Below are 17,309 nucleotides of genomic sequence, written 5' to 3'. Positions count from 1 at the left end.
CAGGCTTACTTAGTTCTCGCCCTTCTTTGCCTCTGGCGCAGACAACAGCGCCATCCCGTAGGCTCGCGGCCCGATAAAGCTGTATCGCCGGTAGATCTGCCTGACGCGATGCAGCTTCCAAACCGGCTCATCATGGACGTTCTGCTGTCGGGCCAGTGGATAGCGCCGCCTGGTGAACTCCTCTGCGATTTCCTGAAACGTCAGTCCCTCCTTCCGCATCGTCTCGATCGTCGGGCCGAGGGTTGCGGCGAACCGGTCGGCGCGGAGCTTGCTGGTCATGACGCCGCGCTGCCTGGCTTGCCCCGCGTCCTTGGCCCGGGACGGATGAGCAAAACCCAACTTCACGCCGCGCTTGATTGCCTGTTGCAGTGCGGCTGACGTTCGCTGCGAGATCGCCTCGGCCTCATTCTCAGCGACGGCAGCCATGATGTGCATGGAGAGACGGTTCGCCGCCGGCATGTCGCAGGCCTCGATCTCAAGCCGGCTATCCGCCATGAGGGTGGAGATGAAGCTGACACTTCGGGCGAGGCGGTCCAGCTTGGCGATCAGAAGGACGGCTTTTGATCGCACGGCAATCGAGCGCGCGGCCCGCAGCTGGGGCCGCTGCGAGTTGCGGCCGGACTCGATCTCAGTGAACTCGGCAATCACTTCGGCGCCGCGGCTGCGGGCATGTCGCATCACCGCGTCGCGCTGCGCGTCGAGGCCGAGGCCCGAGTTGCCCTGCTTCTGGGTCGAGACGCGGTAGTAGGCGACATATTTCATCAGGCTCTCCGACTGAAACTGGCTTTTTGCCAACTGTGAACGTGGCGTGGGTATGGGTGATTTGCATGAAAGGGTTATGCCTAAGGGCCTGCACATGGCGCAAGGTGATCATGGTGTGGACCGCTTCGAAAGTGGTCCCTTTGGGCCGCTAGCCTCTGCCATCAACAGAAGTCCCGGTAGAACACGAAGCGGACACTGACTGACGTCCCGGCGCTCGAAGTGAATAGCTCATTGCTGACGCTCGCGGGTCCGGTCCGTCTGACTCCCGAAGGCTGCGATAGTCTCACAGCCGCAATTCGCCATAGGGCTGTCCCTCCCGATGCGATAACGTGGAAGCTCTTCATCTGCCTCGCCAGAACCGCTTCGGGAGACCAGATCGGAAAATGGGGTAGCAGCGTTTTCAATTTTTTGACCACGTGTGCGTCAAGATCATTCAGATTAGCCACGTCTGTCGGGTCGTTGTTTACATATCGTTCATTAGGTATAATGCAGGGAAATCACTTATGCTTTTTGGACAAGAAATGAACATAGAATACGAAAAGGAACAGCAGCGGCGCCTGGCTATACTGATTGAGGAGTTGAAAGCAGGCAAGATCCACTTTGCCCCCCATCTCCACGCCAGAATGTCTGCATCCATCGAGGCCGTCCAAATGAAGGCGGACGGAACGGTAGATTTGTCCACGGTAGACGATGCGGTTCGCTCGATGGCCTTTATGTCGTCTGTCATGAGGGATCGCGAAGACATGAAGGCAGAGATCTCGATCTACGAGATTAACAAGATATTCTACGATTTTCTAGAACTGAACATGGGCTGGCTTATAGAGGGTGCCAGAGAACGCGGCATGGACGCTCATGAGGTTGGACTGGCACTGAGTTCGTCATCCGCTTACGCGGAAGATTTTTTTCCAAAAATTCGCAAATGCATGGAAATGTTGAATGATTTCTGGGAGAGCTTGACGGCAGTTTGCCAATATCATCTTCAAGACTTTGATGGACTAAAGGCGATATTTGGGGGCGATCTTTTTCCATCTTATCAGCAGAACATTGCATCGAGCTCAGGACTATACCTGGATGTGATCGCCCTAAACGATCCTTTTTCTAAATCTCAACACGTCTTTGAATCTGGCAGCCGAGAGCAGGCTGTATATATATTTGCCAAACATGTAATTAACTTGATGAACTACAAGGAGCTAGCTCTATGCGATCAACATATGCCGCTCGTTGCGATAGTGCCACCAACGAAGTTCGATGATGACAATCGTGAGTGGCTAGGATCATTGATGAAATCTGATACCACGAAGCATTTGTCCACCGCATTCGGCCGCACGTTCGAGAACATTGATGAAGTCGACGACTTTTTAAAAGGCGCTGCCGAACCAGAGGACCTAGTTAAATTGATCGTTAGAAAAGACATGATCCTTTTTGACGTTGAATGGGAAGGAAGCCTCCTGGCTCAGATGAAGCGTTCGATGGCGGACGCCGACCTGCGGGTAGTCACTCCGAAACATGCAGGACGTTTTTTGACAGGCATTATCTTTGGGCGCATGGGGCAGGCTACCGACATTTTACAGAGAAGCCGAGACTTCGGCAGCATTCCACTTCTTGATGCACCTACCTCGTGGCGATATTTCAATTTTGCGCTGGCGCACCAGTCCACAGATAACCTAGCTGTCCCGTCCCGGATGATCACATAGATCCTCGCCGGACCTCGCTCTTCATGGCAAGATTGATCCTGCGCGAGGTTCGAAACGGGAGGCAAGCATGCTGATCTCTCTTCACAAGCAGGCAACAACGACACCAAAGATACGGGCCGCAATCCAGGCGAGCACGGAACCGGCCTGGAAGGTGGCGGAGCGCTACGGCATCTCCGAGCAGACCGTCTGGAAGTGGCGAAGCCGGGACAGCGTCCATGACCGCAGCCACACCCCTCATCGGTTGCAGACCACGCTGACGCCGGCGCAGGAGGCGGTGGCAGTGGCGCTACGCCGGACGCTGCTGCTGCCGCTGGACGACCTGCTGTCGGTGGTGCGCGAGTTCCTGAACCCGCACGTCTCGCGCTCCGGGCTCGATCGCTGCTTGCGTCGGCATGGGGCGGGTAACCTGCGCGCACTGAGACCCGTCGTGGCGCGGCCTGCGCACAAGCCGTTCAAGGCCTACGAGCCCGGCTACCTTCATATCGACGTGAAATACCTGCCGCAGATGGCAGACGAGGACCGCCGCCGGTATCTGTTCGTCGCCATCGACCGCGCCACGAGGTGGGTCTTCGTGCGCATCTATCCGGCGAAGACGGCCGCCAACGCCCGCCGCTTCCTGCGCGACCTGGAGCGCGCCGCCCCGATGCGGATCACACGGGTGCTCACGGACAACGGCAAGGAGTTCACAGATAGGCTCTTCGGCCTAAGAAAGCGTGCTGCCACAGGCAACCACGACTTCGACCGCCTCTGCGCTGACCTCGATATCGAGCACCGCCTGGCTCCGCCGATGCACCCACAAACCAATGGCATGGTCGAGCGCTTCAACGGCCGGATCGAGGATATCCTGCAAAGCCACCACTTCAACAGCGGTGAGGACCTCGAGCAGACGATCCATCGCTATGTCCGCCTCTACAACGGCCAACTTCCGCAATCAGTGCTCAAGGGCCGAACGCCCATTGACGCTCTGAAGGATTGGCAGCGGCAAAGGCCGGATATCTTCAAGAAGCGACCTTATAATCACGCGGGATGTGACACCTAGCCTATGATCGCAAAGAACTTCATATGATGCATGGCCTGCAACGTGCTGCGACGACTGATGCCGAGTGGCTTGGGAATACTCCTCCCTCAGCGCTGATAGAAATGCGAAAGCAAGGAGCCATGCCCGAAATCAGAGAAATACTAAGCAAAGGCATTTCGGAAATAGTAGCAGCTAATCCTGACGGCTTCTACAGAACGGCCGATCAAGTAGTTTCAAACGTTCAAGAAGCTTTCGACCTGCATAAGCAGAACATAGAGGCCCTTAAGAAAAAGCGCTGGAAGTTTCTCGGTCATGACATTGGAGGCTGGCTCGTAACCGGATCCTTGGAAATTGGAGCAGCGGCGCTCGGAACTCCGGCCATGGGATTAGGAGCCCTCGTGGCGCAAAATACCTTCGATCTACCTAAGCTTAAAGATCTTCCGAAGGGGAATCGAGAAACAAAATCAGCACTGGATCATGCCAAGAGTTCGCCGGTTGGCCTTCTTTTCAGCCACAGGCCAAAGTGACGGACGGATCCGCAGATCTGAGCGTGTCAGCCACGTGGGCTCGAGAGAGATGCTCGCCGTATACTGACACCCAGCTATTTCGGCGTTGATGTCGGCGAATGCCGGGAATGTCTCGCATAGATGCCGGACAGCCCACGCGCTGCTCCGACCGCTTTGAGACCTTCCGGTCATCCACCTCACCTGCAGACTTACGTTCTTCACTCAAGGGCAGCTAGGCCCAGCATCCGAAGAGCGGCCTGACGGCAGTGCAGCATGGCGAGCACCTAAAATTGCGGAAGCGGCCCTTCACCGGTGCCGGGTGCGTCCGGTAGCTTGGCTGAGCCAGGGGGTGAGGCTCTCCGTCAGCGCAGCCGCTTGGCCTGCGCAACCTCCTCAGCGTTGACCGCCAACTGCAAGAGCCGGTGGCGCAACACATCTAACTGGCCCCCTCGGAGGTTTGGCTGAAGAGTTTTCCCCAAGCGGTAGAGGGCTGCGAAATCCTGGATGCTTCGAATGGCGTTCTCAAGAGATAAAGCTCCAACTGCTCCGCGATCCTGATCGAGCCATCGAACAACCTGCATCACCCGCGCACTGTCCGCCTGTCCAAGCAGCTGACGGAAGAACGCTGCTTGGAGCGGCTTGGGCACGCGGGCATTTAGGAGATCAGGAACCATTACAGAGGGCCATTTTTTATCGATGATGGCATAGGCAATTCGCTCAGCTTGGTCGTTTTGAAGGTCATATTCGGCTTCGGTAAGCATCTTTAGAACAATGCTTGCGTCGGTGACTGAATTCACGAAGCTTTCTATAGCTGCCGGATGGACCTTTCGGTGACGAGAAAGCTCTGCCGCCGTAGCGATCATGGACTGAAAGCCCCCTTTATCGAGTATCCACCAAGTGTCCAGATCGCGGGTCGGTCTCATCCGAGCAATTAGCTCGCCGAGCCGTGAACCGGCTTCTGCTTTGTACTGGAGAGTGAGCGTGTTTATTACTGCACCATCTACCGGGCACTGAATATCACCAAACAATTGGAACAGCTTCCCGAAAAACGGCATCGATACCTCTGAAAGGTGACCGCTTAGTCGGTGAAGAGCAACGCTCATATAGTCGCTCCCGAACTGATTATCCGGGTTGATACTGGTGGATTTCAAAAAGGGGTCCAAAAGAACAGATCGCAGCGTATCTTCAAACGAAATTGGCGCTTCGAAATCATGAGGGACGGGTGTTCTATCTTGATCTGAGTATGGCGAAATGTCTGCATTGGCATTCTGCTCAATAAAACGCGCGATCATCTCCAAGCGAACGTCTCTCATTTTTTTGCGGTTCGTCTGTTGCCGCTCATGCTCCCTCCCGCTACGGAGCTGCCGCCTCTGCTGCTCCGTTAGAAGTGCGCCCTCAAACTGCGTTCCGAGACCGACGAGGAAGGAAACGTCTTGTGATCGCAGGTCAACTCCCGTGAGATCCGCGCCAAGATACATGATCATTGGGTCCTGACCTGCAATCTCCGCAAGCTCACGCAGGTCATCTGTGTCAGCGCGCAGAAGGGTCTCAGCGGTTGAAATCGCCTTCATCAGCGACGGGGATAGTTGCGTCATAAATGGTTAGCTCCGAAAATCGATCAGACAGATCCCCGACCAGCAGACCTTCCCGGAGTATCTGCTCCTTTAAAAAGGCTTCGGCGGCTTTCATTCTGGCCTTATGACCGGGGCGACTGAGCAGAGCCCCGTTTTCTTCCTCATCTTTAAGCTGGATCTCGTATATGTCGATGTCTTCCCGCAGGCATCGAACCTCTACCCGTGAAACGGGAGGAAAGCCCTTCTCCGTGTCCTTCTGAACTACATGGGGAGGACGCAGGTCTTGTAGAACCAGGCGCGGTTCCTGCTCTCCATCCCAAACTGATCCATGCAGTCTCCCATTCGGCAGCGACTTGCCGTCAAGCTCCCATGCCCAGTGTCCATCTCGGGAATGCTTGTTAAGCTCGTGATAAGCGCTCACTTCCTGCGTCGACGTGGTCTCCTTCTTCTTCTCGATAGTAGCAGACCCATCGAACGCGCCCGACACGGCTGAAATCGCTGCTTGAATGCCAACGCCCAGCTTGGCAGATCTTGTTGCTGTTGTTTGGACAGTGCTCGGGCTAATTGGATTTTGAAACCGGATACTAGAGCGTGCAATGTGGAAGTAGCGGCGTGAAGGGGCTAGGAATACTACTTCGCACTTCCTGACCGCTAGCTTGAACGTAATATTTGAGCTTTCGCCGCCGCTAATTCTCTCTTCGCTGAAGCTGGCGTTCGCGTGGAAGGAGAAGTTGGCCTCATCGCCGGGCAGCCTCCTAAACCATGCGGCAATGGCGACTAGCTGACGAAGAGATCTATGGGTGTTGTTGCTGGGCTTGTGATCATGGCTTTCGTCATCCACTTAAAGCTACCTCACCATTTAGGGCCTCATAATGGTCAGGCTCACGAAGTTGGGTCAACAGGTTATGACACTTTGTCCCCGCGCCGGCTTTTCGATGGCAGGCCTTCGCCCGCGGCCCGCATTTCACCGGAAGTTCTTGGCCTTCACCTTCACGCTGTCGATGTGCCGGTCCGGGATGTAGATGTCCCGCGGCCGGGGCCCCTCTGTCGCCTCCACCCGAGGGTCCGGCGCGGGGGCGCCGCGGTGAAACTCGTCGCCGCGCCCGTGGGGCAGGGGGAAGCTGCCGCCGCGGTTGCCGACGCTGGCCAGTTCCGCCGAGAGATCGACGATGCGGTGGGCCACGTGATGGACCACCTCGCCCTCGCGCTGCACCCGGCCCACCACGCCGATCATGCTGGCGCCAAGGATGATCCGGCGGTGTGCCTCGAAGACCTTGGGCCAGACCACCAGGTTCGCCACGCCCGTCTCGTCCTCCAAGGTGATGAACATGACGCCCTTGGCCGAGCCGGGGCGCTGGCGAACGAGAACGATGCCGGCCAGCTTGCACCAGCGGCGGTTGCGCGTGGCCATGGCCTCGGCGCAGGTAATCGCGCCGCGGCGAGCAAGGCCTTGGCGCAGGAAGGCAACAGGGTGGCGGCGCAGCGACAGGCCGGTATGGCCATAGTCTTCGACCACCTCGCGACCCGCCGTCATCGGCCGCAGGGCCACGCCGGGCTCATTGGCCTCGGGCAGCGTCTCGCCCTCCCGGCCGGCGACGGCTGCGAAGAGCGGCAGCTCCTCGTCGCCCAGGCCCTTCAGGTGCCAGAGCGCCTCGCGCCGGCCGAGGCGCAGGGCAGGGCGGAAGCCGTCGGCCTCGGCAATCCGGGTGAGGCTGGCAATCGGCACCCGCACCCGGCGCCAGAGATCCTCGATCGAGCCGAAGGGCTGGTCGGCACGCTGCAGGACGATGGCGGCGGCATGAAGGTTGGCCAGGCCCTTGACCATGCGCAGCCCGAGCCGGACGGCAAAGCGGCTCTCGTTCCCGGTCGGCTCCAGGGTGCAGTCCCAGTGCGAGGAATTGATGCAGACCGGGCGGATCTCCACGCCGTGCTGTTGCGCGTCCCGCACGATCTGCGCCGGGGCGTAAAAGCCCATCGGCTGGCTGTTCAGCAGCGCCGCGCAGAAGACGTCCGGATGCCAGCACTTCAGCCAGGATGAAGCATAGGAGATCAGCGCGAAGCTGGCCGCGTGGCTTTCGGGAAAGCCGTAGGAGCCGAAGCCTTCCAGCTGCCGGAAGGTGCGCTCGGCAAAGTCCGGCGCGTAGCCGCGGTCGATCATGCCCTGCACCAGCTTGTTGCGGAAGCGCGAGACGCCGCCGGTGAACTTGAAGGTCGCCATGGACTTCCTGAGCATGTCGGCCTCGCCCGGTGTGAAGCCCGCGCATTCGATGGCCACCCGCATGGCCTGCTCCTGGAAGAGAGGCACCCCGAGCGTCTTGCCCAGCACCTTCTCCAGCTCCGGCGTCGGAAACTCCACCGGCTCCAGCCCCTCCCGCCGGCGCAGGTAGGGGTGAACCATGTCGCCCTGGATCGGCCCGGGCCGCACGATCGCCACCTGCACCACGAGATCGTAGAAGGTGCGCGGCTTGATGCGGGGCAGCATCGCCATCTGCGCCCGGCTCTCGATCTGGAAGGTGCCGAGCGTGTCGGCCTTGCGGATCATTGCATAGGTGCGCGGATCCTCGGCCGGGATGGTGGCCAGGTCGTGGCGGATGCCCTTGTGCCCGGCCAGCAGCTCCAGCCCCTTGGCCATGCAGGTCAGCATGCCGAGCGCCAGCACGTCGACCTTCATGAACTTCAGCGCCTCGATGTCATCCTTGTCCCATTCGATGATCTGGCGGTCCTGCATCGCCGCGGGCTCGATCGGCACCAGGTCATCCAGCCGGTCATGGGTCAGCACGAAGCCGCCCGGATGTTGGCTGAGGTGCCGCGGCGTGCCGTGCAGTTCCGCCGCCAGCTCCAGCGTCAGCCGCAGGCGCCGGTCGGCGGGATTGAGCCCCAGCCCCCGGATCTGCTCGTCGCTCACCCCTTCCTCCGACCAGGACCAGATCTGGCTGGAGATCGACTGGATGAGGTCTTCGGGAAGTCCGAGCGCCTTGCCCACGTCGCGCAGGGCGCCCTTGGTGCGGTAGCGGATCACCACGGCCGTCAGCGCGGCGCGGTCGCGGCCATAAGTCTCGTAGATCCACTGGATGACCTCTTCGCGCCGCTCATGCTCGAAATCCACGTCGATGTCAGGCGGCTCGCGCCGCTCCTCGCTCACGAAACGCTCAAAGAGAAGATCGTTGCGGCCCGGATCGATCGAGGTGATGCCGAGGACGTAGCAGACGGCGGAGTTCGCCGCCGAGCCGCGCCCCTGGCAGAGGATGCCGCGCCCGCGCGCAAAGCGCACGATGCTGTTCACCGTCAGGAAATAGGGCGCGTAGTCCAGTTTTTCGATCAGGCGCAGCTCGTGCTTCAGCGAGGCCACGACGTCATCCGGGATGCCCTCGGGATAGCGCGCCTTCGCGCCCTCCCAGGTCACTGCTTCCAGCGTCTGCTGCGCCGTCAGGGCCGGATCGTCGCGCTCCTCGGGATACTGGTAGCTGAGCTCGTCGAGCGAGAACCGGCAGCGCGCGGCGATCTCGGCCGTCCGCGCCAGCGCCTCCGGGTCGCGCGGGAAGAGCCGGTGCATCTCCGCCGGCGGCTTCAGGTAGCGGTCGGCGTGACGCTCGCGGCGAAAGCCCAGGGCATCGACCGTCGCGCCCACACGGATCGCCGTCACCACGTCCTGCAGGATGCGGCGGCCGGGCACGTGGAAGAGAACATCGTTCGTCACCACCGTCGGCACCCGCAGACGCGCTGCGAGGTTCGACAGCTCGTGGAGCCGCAGCTGGTCATTCGGCCGCCGCCGCAGGGTCAGCGCCAGATAGGCCCGGTCACCGAAGGTGTCGCGCAGGCGACGCAGCCGCAAGGCACAGTCGTCGTCGGCGAGATCCGGGACCAGGACCGCGATCAGCCCCTCCGCATAGAGGACCAGATCGGCCCATTCCAGGCGGCACCTGCCCTTGCCCGCGCGCGACTTGCCCAGGGACAGGAGCCGGCAGAGGCGCGAGTAGGCGGGGCGATCCGTCGGATAGACCAGCACCGACATGCCGCAGGCGAGGTCCAGGCGGCAGCCGACGATCAGGCGGATGCCGGTGTCCCGCGCGGCCTCATGCGCCCGCACGATGCCCGCCAGCGAGTTGCGGTCGGTGACGGCCATGGCCTCGATGCCCATGAGCGCCGCCGTGGCGAACAGCTCCTCGGCCGAGGAGGCACCGCGCAGGAACGAGAAGTGCGAACTGACCTGCAACTCGACATAGCGGCTCATCCGAAGACCCCGTGCAGGAACCAGCGATGCGACCCGGTATCCAGGTTCTCCCCGTCCCCCGCGCGGAAGATCCAGAAGCGCTCCCCCGCCTCATCCTCGATGCGGAAGTAGTCGCGCACCGCGATCAGCTCGGCATCGCGCTTCCACCATTCCCCGAAGACCCGTTCCGGCCCGTCGGCGCAGCGGACCCGCCGGCGGACGCCGCGCCAGGCGATCCAGTTCGGCGGATGGTCGGGCAGCAGCGCGAGTGTCTCGATAGGCTCGGGGCGGGGCAGGAGGCGCGAGGGGCGCGGCCAGTGATCCGGCCAGCCTGCGCCGACCGGCTCGGCCAGCGCCCCGATGCGCGTGACCGATCGCTCCGGCACGTCGCTCGACACCGGCGCCATGCGGTAGACAGACCGGGCGCCCACGCGATTGGCCAGCGTGTCGATGAGACCCGAGAGGTCCGGGGCCTCTTCCTCCAGCAGGGAGGTCGCCGCCTGGCGAGGGGCCAGCGGCTCGGCGATGGAAGCGGTCAGTGTCATGATCTCGATGCCGAAGCCGGGGGCGATCGTCTCGATCCTGTCGCAGAGAAGGCGCGTCAGGCGCTTGGGATCGCGCTGCGGGACGGCGAGCCCCACGCGCACCGTCTCGATCCGGTTGTCCACCCGGTAGCAGAGGAGATCGAGGCGCCGGGCGCCCAGGCCCTTTTCCTCCAGCGCCGTGCAGAGCTGCGGAACCAGCTTGCCGATATGGCGGGCGATGGTCTCGGCCGCACCGATGGGCTCGGCAAAGGCCCGACGCACCTCCACCACCCCCTCCGGGCGGAGCGGCTCGATCGGCTCAGACGCTTCCCCAAGCGCCTGGTCGAGCCGGCGGCAGAGTTCACGCCCGAAACGGCGGGTGAGCGGTGCGCGGGGCTGGGACATGAGGTCACCGATCGTGACGAAGCCCAGGGTGCGCAGTCCGGCCGCAACGGCCTGCGGCAGCCGCAATGCCTCAAGGGGCAGGGCGGCGATTGCCGCCTCCGTCGTGCCGGGGTCGGCGGTCGCAGCAGGATCCGCCGCAAAGCGTGCCAGGGCATGTGCCGCCCCCCAGGTGTCGGCGATGGCGGCGCGGGCGGTGATGCCCGAGAGGGTGAGGCGTCCCAGAAGCGCCTCCAGCATGGCCGCCTCGCCGCCGTGGAGAGGGTCGGCGCCGGTGGAGTCGATCACCACGCCGTCGGGCAGGTCGGAGGCCACGATGGGGCTGAACCGCTGCAGGATCCAGAGCGCCAGCCGGTCCAGGCTGGCGGCATCCTCGCGGGGGTTGGCCAGCTCCACGCGCAGATCGGGGACCAGGGCCTGCGCCTTGGTCACGGGCATGCCCACGCGCAGCCCCGCACCTTGGGCGGCCGGACAGGCTGCCGTCACGAGACGCCGGTTGCCCACGCGGCCCGCCACGATCAGGGGCGCCTCAGCCGAAGGCGCTGACGCGTCCTCCTGCCGTCGCAGCCGATCCACGGGCCACATCGGCAGGAAGACCGAGATGACCCGTGCCATCACATGCCTCCAGTTCGAGATCCAGGCATTCGCCCGCCCGTGCGCGGATCAGCTCGATCAGCCAGCGGGCGCGTCCCACGCCCGGCACCGGCAGGGGCGTCGACGGCAGCACCGAGATCCGCCAGCGGGTCATCGCCGCCGTGGGCTGGCCGAAGTCGCTGGCATCCGCCTGCCTGCGCCAGCGCCTGAGCGCGATCCCCAGGGTGCCCGTGCCCTTGGCGGCCAGGTGCAGCCGGCGCGACGCGGTCATCGACAGATGCGCCACATCGCCCACCACCGCAGCCAGCCCTCCATGCCGCAGGCCCTCTTCCATCGAGGCTAGAACCGATCTGTCGTCGCCCGCTTCCACGTAGATCACCCGGTCGGGCGGCAGGCCGGCCTGCTCAAGCCCCGGGGCGAAGAGATCGGCTTGGGTGACGCACCAGAGGACAGGGCCGGGCAGGCGGGCCGCGATACCGGCGGCAAAAGAACTGGCCGCCGCGCCATCCACAGCACCATTCCCGCCGCCCGCCACTTCATGAAGGCAGCCGAGGGCCAGCCCGCCTTGCGGCAGGCGTTTATCGAGGGCCGCCACTCCGAAGGGCAGCACAGCCTGCACCCGCGCCCCATCGCCCTCGAGCCGGGAGATTTTCTGGCGCAAGGCCGCGATGGCGGAACTGCTGTTGCCGGGCGGCATGACGGAGCGGGCTCCTCTGGACGTGAAACACCAAAGCGGTGTGTTCCCTTTTTGTTCCTTTGGTCCCGCTGTGTCAACCTGGCCGGATTTCGGAGCAACCGTACCGTCGCCAGAAAAGCATGAGAATGACCTGCAAGGTTGCCTTGATTTCCGCAATGGGTTTTCTGACACTTCGGTGATGCGCTGGCTGTGACCTCCATCGCTTCGTGGCGGGGTTTCTCCAGGCTAGGTGGCAGTCTTCCGGCGCCTGAGAGTGCGGTAGACGGTGGGCCGGGACACCGAGAAGGGCTCGGCCAAATCGCTGATGCTGTAGTCGCCGGTATCGCGCATGCGCCTGAGCTCCCTCTGCTGGCGCTCAGAAAACTTGGGCTGCTTGCCTCGGAGCCGACCTCGGAATGTCGATGGGCGACTTGCGCACATTCTCGGAGAGGCAAAGCCGTCATCTTGCAAAACTCGTTGTTAAGATCGAATGGATCGCTACCCCAGAAGGCAAGTTGGAGTTCGAGAGGATGTATCCCCGGTCGCGTCACGTTTGGGCACACCCGCAGGTGACAGGAAAATGTGACAGCCCAAAACGTCACATATAAGTGTCGCGGTAACATTTGTGACAGTATCAGGGTGTCAGCCACCCTAACGTTACGGATTGCCCATGCCCCGGATTGGATATGCCCGCATCAGCACCACGAGTCAGGACCTCGACATCCAGAAAGCAAAGCTGAAGGAAGCAGGCTGCGAGATCATTCGTTCGGAGATCGGTTCCGGCGCGTCCTGCGATAACCGCACCGAACTGGCGACCGTTCTAGAGTTTCTGCGCGTGGGCGACGAGCTGGTCGTGCATCGCCTGGACCGGCTCGGTCGCTCGACGCGCGATGTGCTGAACCTGGTGCATGAGCTGGACGCCAAGGGGGCGTCGCTTCGTGTTCTCGAACCGGAAGTCAGCACCGCAGGCGACATGGGCCGCATGGTCATCACCGTCCTTGGCATGGTGGCCGACATGGAGTTGAAGTTCATCCGCGACCGTCAGCGCGCCGGGATCGAAGCGGCGAAAAGCAGGGGAACCTACAAGGGACGACAGAAGCGGGTGGATGACGCGGAAATCCGCAGGCTGGCATTGCAGGGCGTCTCCAAAGCTCAGATTGCGCGCGATCTCGACGTGTCCCGCATGACGGTCTATCGGGCACTGGAGGTCAAAGATGCCCGAAGCGGACATAAAAATTGAATAGGGCGAGCGGCAGCTATGCGGGACGCTTGATCCTTGCCGCGCCTGCGGATGTTTTAGTGCGCCGGGCGAGAAGTAGACTAATTCAGATGGAGAGGCTCAGAAGGCGTAGCGCAGGCCTGCGAGTAGGTCGAAGGTCTCGAGCTTGCCATCGAAGTTATCCCCGCCCGGGCCGTCGAACCTGCCCGACTCGGTCTGGAACCAGCGTCCCTCGGCATAGAACGTGACATTGGGGTTCAGTTCGTAGCCAACGCCGCCGATCAGCTGGTAAGCGAGCAACGTATCGGCGTCGTAATTCTGGCCGGGGACGCTCGTCTCCACGTTGACCCCGCCGATGCCGCCGCCGAGATAGGGCCGGATCGCCCCGGTCGCGCCCATCCCGTCGAACATGTATATCGCGTTGAACATGAGGGCGTTGGCAGAGGTGTCGCCGTCCGCCCTGGCGCTTTCGTCATCCTCATCACGATCCGTGATGGCGGCATCGGCGCTGCGGTAGGCGTATTCGATCTCCATCGAGATATTCGGCGTGAAGGCCGCGCCAACCGCGACGCCTAGAGTATGCCCGGTCTCGTAGTCGAAGCTGGGGCGGGCGATCTGCTCGCCGTCCTCCCTGAGGGTGGTTTCAAAGTTCGACGGCCAGGTCGTGCCTCCAAAACCTTTGACGTAAATATCTCCCTGCGACAGCGTCTGAGCGGACGCCATCCCCGCGCCCCCCGCCAGCGCCGCGATCGCCACTGCTGCAGTCAAAGGCGCTTGTTTCATAGACTTTTCCCTTTCCCTCTTCTTCACCCAAACTCATTTTAAGTTATGTCAGGGCGATCAATTTGTGAGCGATTCTTCGAGGCGCGGGGAATTTAACAGAGAAAGCCTTCGGTTTGGGCCCCGCGGGTTGCCGGAGCATTAGCCTGCATCCTCCGCAAAACGGTTGTTTCTGAGGGGTCAGCAGCTAGAGGTTGAGCGCGGGACAGATAGCGACGTTCGCTATGGGCTCTTTTCGTCGATGCCCGTGGGTTGCACTGGCGGCGGCTATGCGGGACGGAGCGGACGGTGGAACATTACTATTTTGGCAAACGCCCCAACACAGTCAAAAAAGACTGGATCAATAGGTGTTCATTGCCAAGAAAGTACACTGCGGCCGCAGGGACTCCCACTGTCACCACCCCTATAGCCGCTGTGCCGGTGGCCAAGCCTGCGGCTTTCTTAAAGCTGCGCCCGAACTCTCCCTTGCCTGCCAGCGCCTCGGCTACTTCGCGGGCTTTGGTTTCATCCTGCAATTGTTGAGTCAGGCGCCTGACAAGCGCTTCAAGCTGGACGATCTGCAGCTCTAGCTTCGCTTGTTCCAGCGGGTCAGTAGCGGGCTCAGAGGCAGGCGCAAGATGTTCAAGCGCTTCTGCAAATTCCAGCATGGTTTGCAGGGGTTCGGCCAGATAATTTCCGCTTGTGGCAGGAACGTCGCGCAACGCCGTCCTGATCTGGCCCGCAAATTTCTGCGCGGTCAGACGTGTGAGAGCTGGATAGTGCAACAAATGCCTGATCTGCGCCTTGGCCGTCTTTACCTTGGGCGGGTCTACTGCCCCCCCAATCGGCTGCGAAGAGCCGCCGTCGGGGGTGGCATAGGGGGCATAGGGCTCGGGCCATGGCGGCAGGCTGCGCAGATAGTTCAGCGTTTTGCGGGTGCGCTCATTATCATCTTTGATCTGCGCCAGTTCTGCCAGCTGCGCATCACGTTGGGTGGCAGGGGTGTTCTGGAAAGTGAGGCCGTTGCTGCGATCCGTTCCCAGCTTGTCAAGCTCCGCAATCGGGCGCAGGTCAGCGATCCGGGCGTCGTCGAGGTTGAGGGTCTTCAAGCTCTTCAAATCCGTCAGCGGCGCGAGGTCGGTGATCGGGGTGTCGTAGAGTTGGAGGGTCGTCAAGCCCTTCAAGCCCGCCAGCGGCGTGAGGTCGGTGATCGAGGTGTCGTAGAGTTGCAGGGTCGTCAAGCCCTTCAGGCTCGCCAGCGACGTGAAGTCGGTGATCCGGGTGTCGTTGAGGTTGAGGTTCTGCAAGCCTTCCAGGCCCGCCAGCGGCGCGAGGTCGGTGATCGGGGTGCTGTCGAGGGTGAGGATCTGCAAGCCCGTCAAGCTCGCCAGCGGTGCGAAATCGGTGATCGGGGTGCGGCCGAGGTTGAGGATCTGCAAGCCCTTCAAGCCCCATAGCGGCGCGAGGTCGGTGATTTGGGTGCCGGAAAGGTTGAGGATCTGCAAGCTCGTCAAGCCTGCCAGCGGCGCGAGATTGGTGACTCGGGTGTTGAGGAGAATGAGGGACTGTAAACCCTTCAAACCCGCCAGCGGTGCGAGATCAGCGACTTGGGTGTCGTCGAGGGTGATGGTCTGCAAGCCTGAAAGATTTTCAATCTCTGGTGGCAGACGGTCCAGGGCAGGGAAGTCGTCTCTGCCGAAATGCAGCTCCTTCTCGCCTGTCCTTGCGGCCTTTGCGATCTTTTCTTGCGCCTTTGCAAAGGCCATGTCTGCGTCACTCAAATCAACCTGGCTCCCTTGTATGTCGCTTTTGATATTCTGCGCATCGTCAATGCAGAAGCTCTGTTTTCGAAAGCGTGCAACGAACGCGCACTGGCCGTCAGCTAATGGGATGTGCCGGCTGCTTCCCCACCGTCGTGTTATCCTGAACCGGGATCAACCGTGCAACAAGGACAAGCAGCCATGTGTGCCAAGAAACAAGGAAGCCTCGAAAATCTCTCCATAGTCGGTGTCGATATCGGGAAGGACGTGTTCCACCTGGTCGGCTTTGACCGATCGGGCCAGGTCGTTCTGCGGAGGAAGATCAAGCGTCTCGCATTGCAGGAAACATTCGGCATGCTTCCGCGGTGCATCGTCGGGATGGAAGCCTGCCTTAGTGCCCATGTCGTCAGCCGCACTCTGCGTGGGATGGGCTTCGAGCCGCGGATCATACCTGCGATCTACGTGAAGCCTTTCAACAAGGGTCAGAAGAACGACTACAACGATGCCGAGGCCATCGCCGAAGCCGCCTTGCGCCCGAACCTACGAACCGTCCCGGAGAAGAACCAGGACCAGCTTGATCTGCAGGCGCTGCATCGTGTTCGTTCAAGGCTGGTGTCGCGCCGGACCGCGACCATCAACCAGATCCGCGCCTTTCTGATCGAGCATGGGATCACCGTGCGCTCTGGCCTGCGGGCCCTTAACAACTCGTTCGAGGCAATCCTCGATCAGCGCCGGGATGAGATCTCGCCCCGGATGCGCGGGGTTCTGACTGGCCTTCGAGACGATTGGCACTGGCTGGATAAGCGGATCGACCAGCTCTCAGACGAGATCAAGGAGGTCAGCCGGAGTGAGGAAAGCTGTGCCCGGATCATGTCGATCCCCGGCGTCGGCCCGATGATCTCGACGGCGATGGTTGCAGCCATCGGGAAGGGGGAAGCCTTTGACCGAGGGCGCGACTTCGCGGCTTGGGTAGGCTTGGTGCCCCAGCAGTTCAGCACGGGCGGCCGAACAATCCTCGGCAGGATCACCAAGCGGGGCAGTCGGTATCTTCGGATGTTGCTGGTTCAGGCGGCGCGGATCATCATGATGCGCCCCCACCTTTGGCCGAACTTCAGCTTCGGCAACTGGCTGGCCGGAGCCGTGGCACGCATGCCCGGCAACAAGGCCGCCATCGCGCTGGCCAACAAGCTGGCCCGGATCGCCTGGAGCATCTTGCGTCACGGCACCAGCTTTGACGCTGCAAGAGACAGAGACATGGTGATGGAAGCCGTCTGAGGCTTCCTCCGCCATCACGACGTTCGCGAAAGAGAGAACAGCATGGAACGGATCAACTACGCCCCCAGAGTCTGAGAGCCCTAAGGGTCGTCATCGACCTGTCCGCTAATGAGACCAAGGCGCGTGCGTAACCCCATCATGGCCACGGCCCACGAGCCGATCCAACAGGCCGGATACATATGAGCGACTTCCGCAGCCACGCCAAATTCTCAATTGCGAACAGCAGCCGGCACATACATTTGGGCTCCTTGCACCGCTGCCCGGTCGCGGCCTTGGCGGCAGCTATGCAGGGCCAAGCAGTTGTGATGCGACCGCGTTCTTGCTGATCAGACAGGT

The 17,309-nt window shown here is 61.6% G+C and carries 14 protein-coding genes and 1 pseudogene; 6 read left to right on the top strand and 9 right to left on the bottom strand.

Annotation, left to right across the window (positions count from 1 at the left end):
• Positions 1–9: 9 nt before the first annotated feature.
• Positions 10–762 carry a recombinase family protein gene (locus ACZ2G3_RS19365; RefSeq protein ID WP_419270805.1) on the bottom strand — a complete coding sequence of 251 codons (753 nt, stop codon included), beginning with the start codon at positions 760–762 and terminating at the stop codon, positions 10–12.
• Between the two features lie 521 nt (positions 763–1,283).
• Here ACZ2G3_RS19365 and ACZ2G3_RS19360 point away from each other — a divergent pair.
• From ACZ2G3_RS19360 to ACZ2G3_RS19350, 3 genes are all read left to right on the top strand, one after another.
• Positions 1,284–2,456 carry a hypothetical protein gene (locus ACZ2G3_RS19360; protein WP_470400026.1) on the top strand — a complete coding sequence of 391 codons (1,173 nt, stop codon included), beginning with the start codon at positions 1,284–1,286 and terminating at the stop codon, positions 2,454–2,456.
• Positions 2,457–2,523: 67 nt separating this feature from the next.
• Positions 2,524–3,495, top strand: a complete 972-nt coding sequence (locus ACZ2G3_RS19355) for an IS481 family transposase (protein ID WP_470400024.1) — start codon at positions 2,524–2,526, stop codon at positions 3,493–3,495.
• A 23-nt stretch (positions 3,496–3,518) separates the two neighbouring features.
• Complete coding sequence (locus tag ACZ2G3_RS19350) at positions 3,519–4,001, top strand: prefoldin domain-containing protein (protein ID WP_470400023.1); 483 nt, start codon at positions 3,519–3,521, stop codon at positions 3,999–4,001.
• Between the two features lie 341 nt (positions 4,002–4,342).
• Here ACZ2G3_RS19350 and ACZ2G3_RS19345 read toward each other — a convergent pair whose 3' ends face one another.
• The 5 genes from ACZ2G3_RS19345 to ACZ2G3_RS19325 form a co-directional block, all read right to left on the bottom strand.
• Positions 4,343–5,551 carry a hypothetical protein gene (locus ACZ2G3_RS19345; RefSeq protein WP_419270801.1) on the bottom strand — a complete coding sequence of 403 codons (1,209 nt, stop codon included), beginning with the start codon at positions 5,549–5,551 and terminating at the stop codon, positions 4,343–4,345.
• Complete coding sequence (locus ACZ2G3_RS19340; protein WP_419270799.1) at positions 5,529–6,395, bottom strand: hypothetical protein; 867 nt, start codon at positions 6,393–6,395, stop codon at positions 5,529–5,531. The genes ACZ2G3_RS19345 and ACZ2G3_RS19340 overlap by 23 nt, the downstream gene beginning before the upstream one ends.
• 123 nt (positions 6,396–6,518) lie before the next feature.
• A complete protein-coding gene (locus tag ACZ2G3_RS19335; protein WP_419270797.1) occupies positions 6,519–9,785 on the bottom strand; it encodes an error-prone DNA polymerase in 3,267 nt (1,088 codons plus the stop codon).
• Positions 9,782–11,305: a Y-family DNA polymerase gene (locus ACZ2G3_RS19330; RefSeq protein WP_470400088.1), complete on the bottom strand. Its 1,524-nt coding sequence runs from the start codon at positions 11,303–11,305 to the stop codon at positions 9,782–9,784. Before ACZ2G3_RS19330 ends, ACZ2G3_RS19335 begins: the two co-directional genes overlap by 4 nt.
• Positions 11,220–11,981, bottom strand: a complete 762-nt coding sequence (locus ACZ2G3_RS19325; protein WP_470400087.1) for an ImuA family protein — start codon at positions 11,979–11,981, stop codon at positions 11,220–11,222. Before ACZ2G3_RS19325 ends, ACZ2G3_RS19330 begins: the two co-directional genes overlap by 86 nt.
• On the opposite strand from ACZ2G3_RS19325, the gene ACZ2G3_RS19320 reads away from it, so the two are divergent.
• Positions 11,953–12,174: a hypothetical protein gene (locus tag ACZ2G3_RS19320; RefSeq protein ID WP_419270790.1), complete on the top strand. Its 222-nt coding sequence runs from the start codon at positions 11,953–11,955 to the stop codon at positions 12,172–12,174. The two genes, ACZ2G3_RS19325 and ACZ2G3_RS19320, sit on opposite strands and share 29 nt — an antisense overlap.
• 32 nt (positions 12,175–12,206) lie before the next feature.
• On the opposite strand, the pseudogene ACZ2G3_RS19315 reads toward ACZ2G3_RS19320, so the two are convergent.
• Positions 12,207–12,374: pseudogene (locus ACZ2G3_RS19315) on the bottom strand (helix-turn-helix domain-containing protein); the annotation flags it as partial.
• 256 nt (positions 12,375–12,630) lie between these two features.
• Between ACZ2G3_RS19315 and ACZ2G3_RS19310 the strand changes: the two are divergent.
• Positions 12,631–13,200, top strand: a complete 570-nt coding sequence (locus ACZ2G3_RS19310; RefSeq protein ID WP_419270785.1) for a recombinase family protein — start codon at positions 12,631–12,633, stop codon at positions 13,198–13,200.
• A gap of 99 nt (positions 13,201–13,299) precedes the next feature.
• Here ACZ2G3_RS19310 and ACZ2G3_RS19305 read toward each other — a convergent pair whose 3' ends face one another.
• Both ACZ2G3_RS19305 and ACZ2G3_RS19300 read right to left on the bottom strand, forming a co-directional pair.
• Positions 13,300–13,962: an outer membrane protein gene (locus tag ACZ2G3_RS19305; RefSeq protein ID WP_419270783.1), complete on the bottom strand. Its 663-nt coding sequence runs from the start codon at positions 13,960–13,962 to the stop codon at positions 13,300–13,302.
• 296 nt (positions 13,963–14,258) lie between these two features.
• On the bottom strand, positions 14,259–15,704 hold the full coding sequence (locus ACZ2G3_RS19300; RefSeq protein ID WP_470400084.1) for a leucine-rich repeat domain-containing protein: 1,446 nt from the start codon (positions 15,702–15,704) through the stop codon (positions 14,259–14,261).
• Between the two features lie 195 nt (positions 15,705–15,899).
• Between ACZ2G3_RS19300 and ACZ2G3_RS19295 the strand changes: the two genes are divergently transcribed.
• Positions 15,900–16,973 (top strand): IS110 family RNA-guided transposase, encoded by a 1,074-nt coding sequence (locus ACZ2G3_RS19295; RefSeq protein ID WP_273742991.1) that lies wholly within the window; start codon positions 15,900–15,902, stop codon positions 16,971–16,973.
• The last annotated feature ends 336 nt before the right edge of the window (positions 16,974–17,309 follow it).

The sequence above is a fragment of the Paracoccus sp. KKT209 genome (genome assembly GCF_055635455.1).
This window is presented reverse-complemented; position numbering and strand designations above follow the sequence as displayed.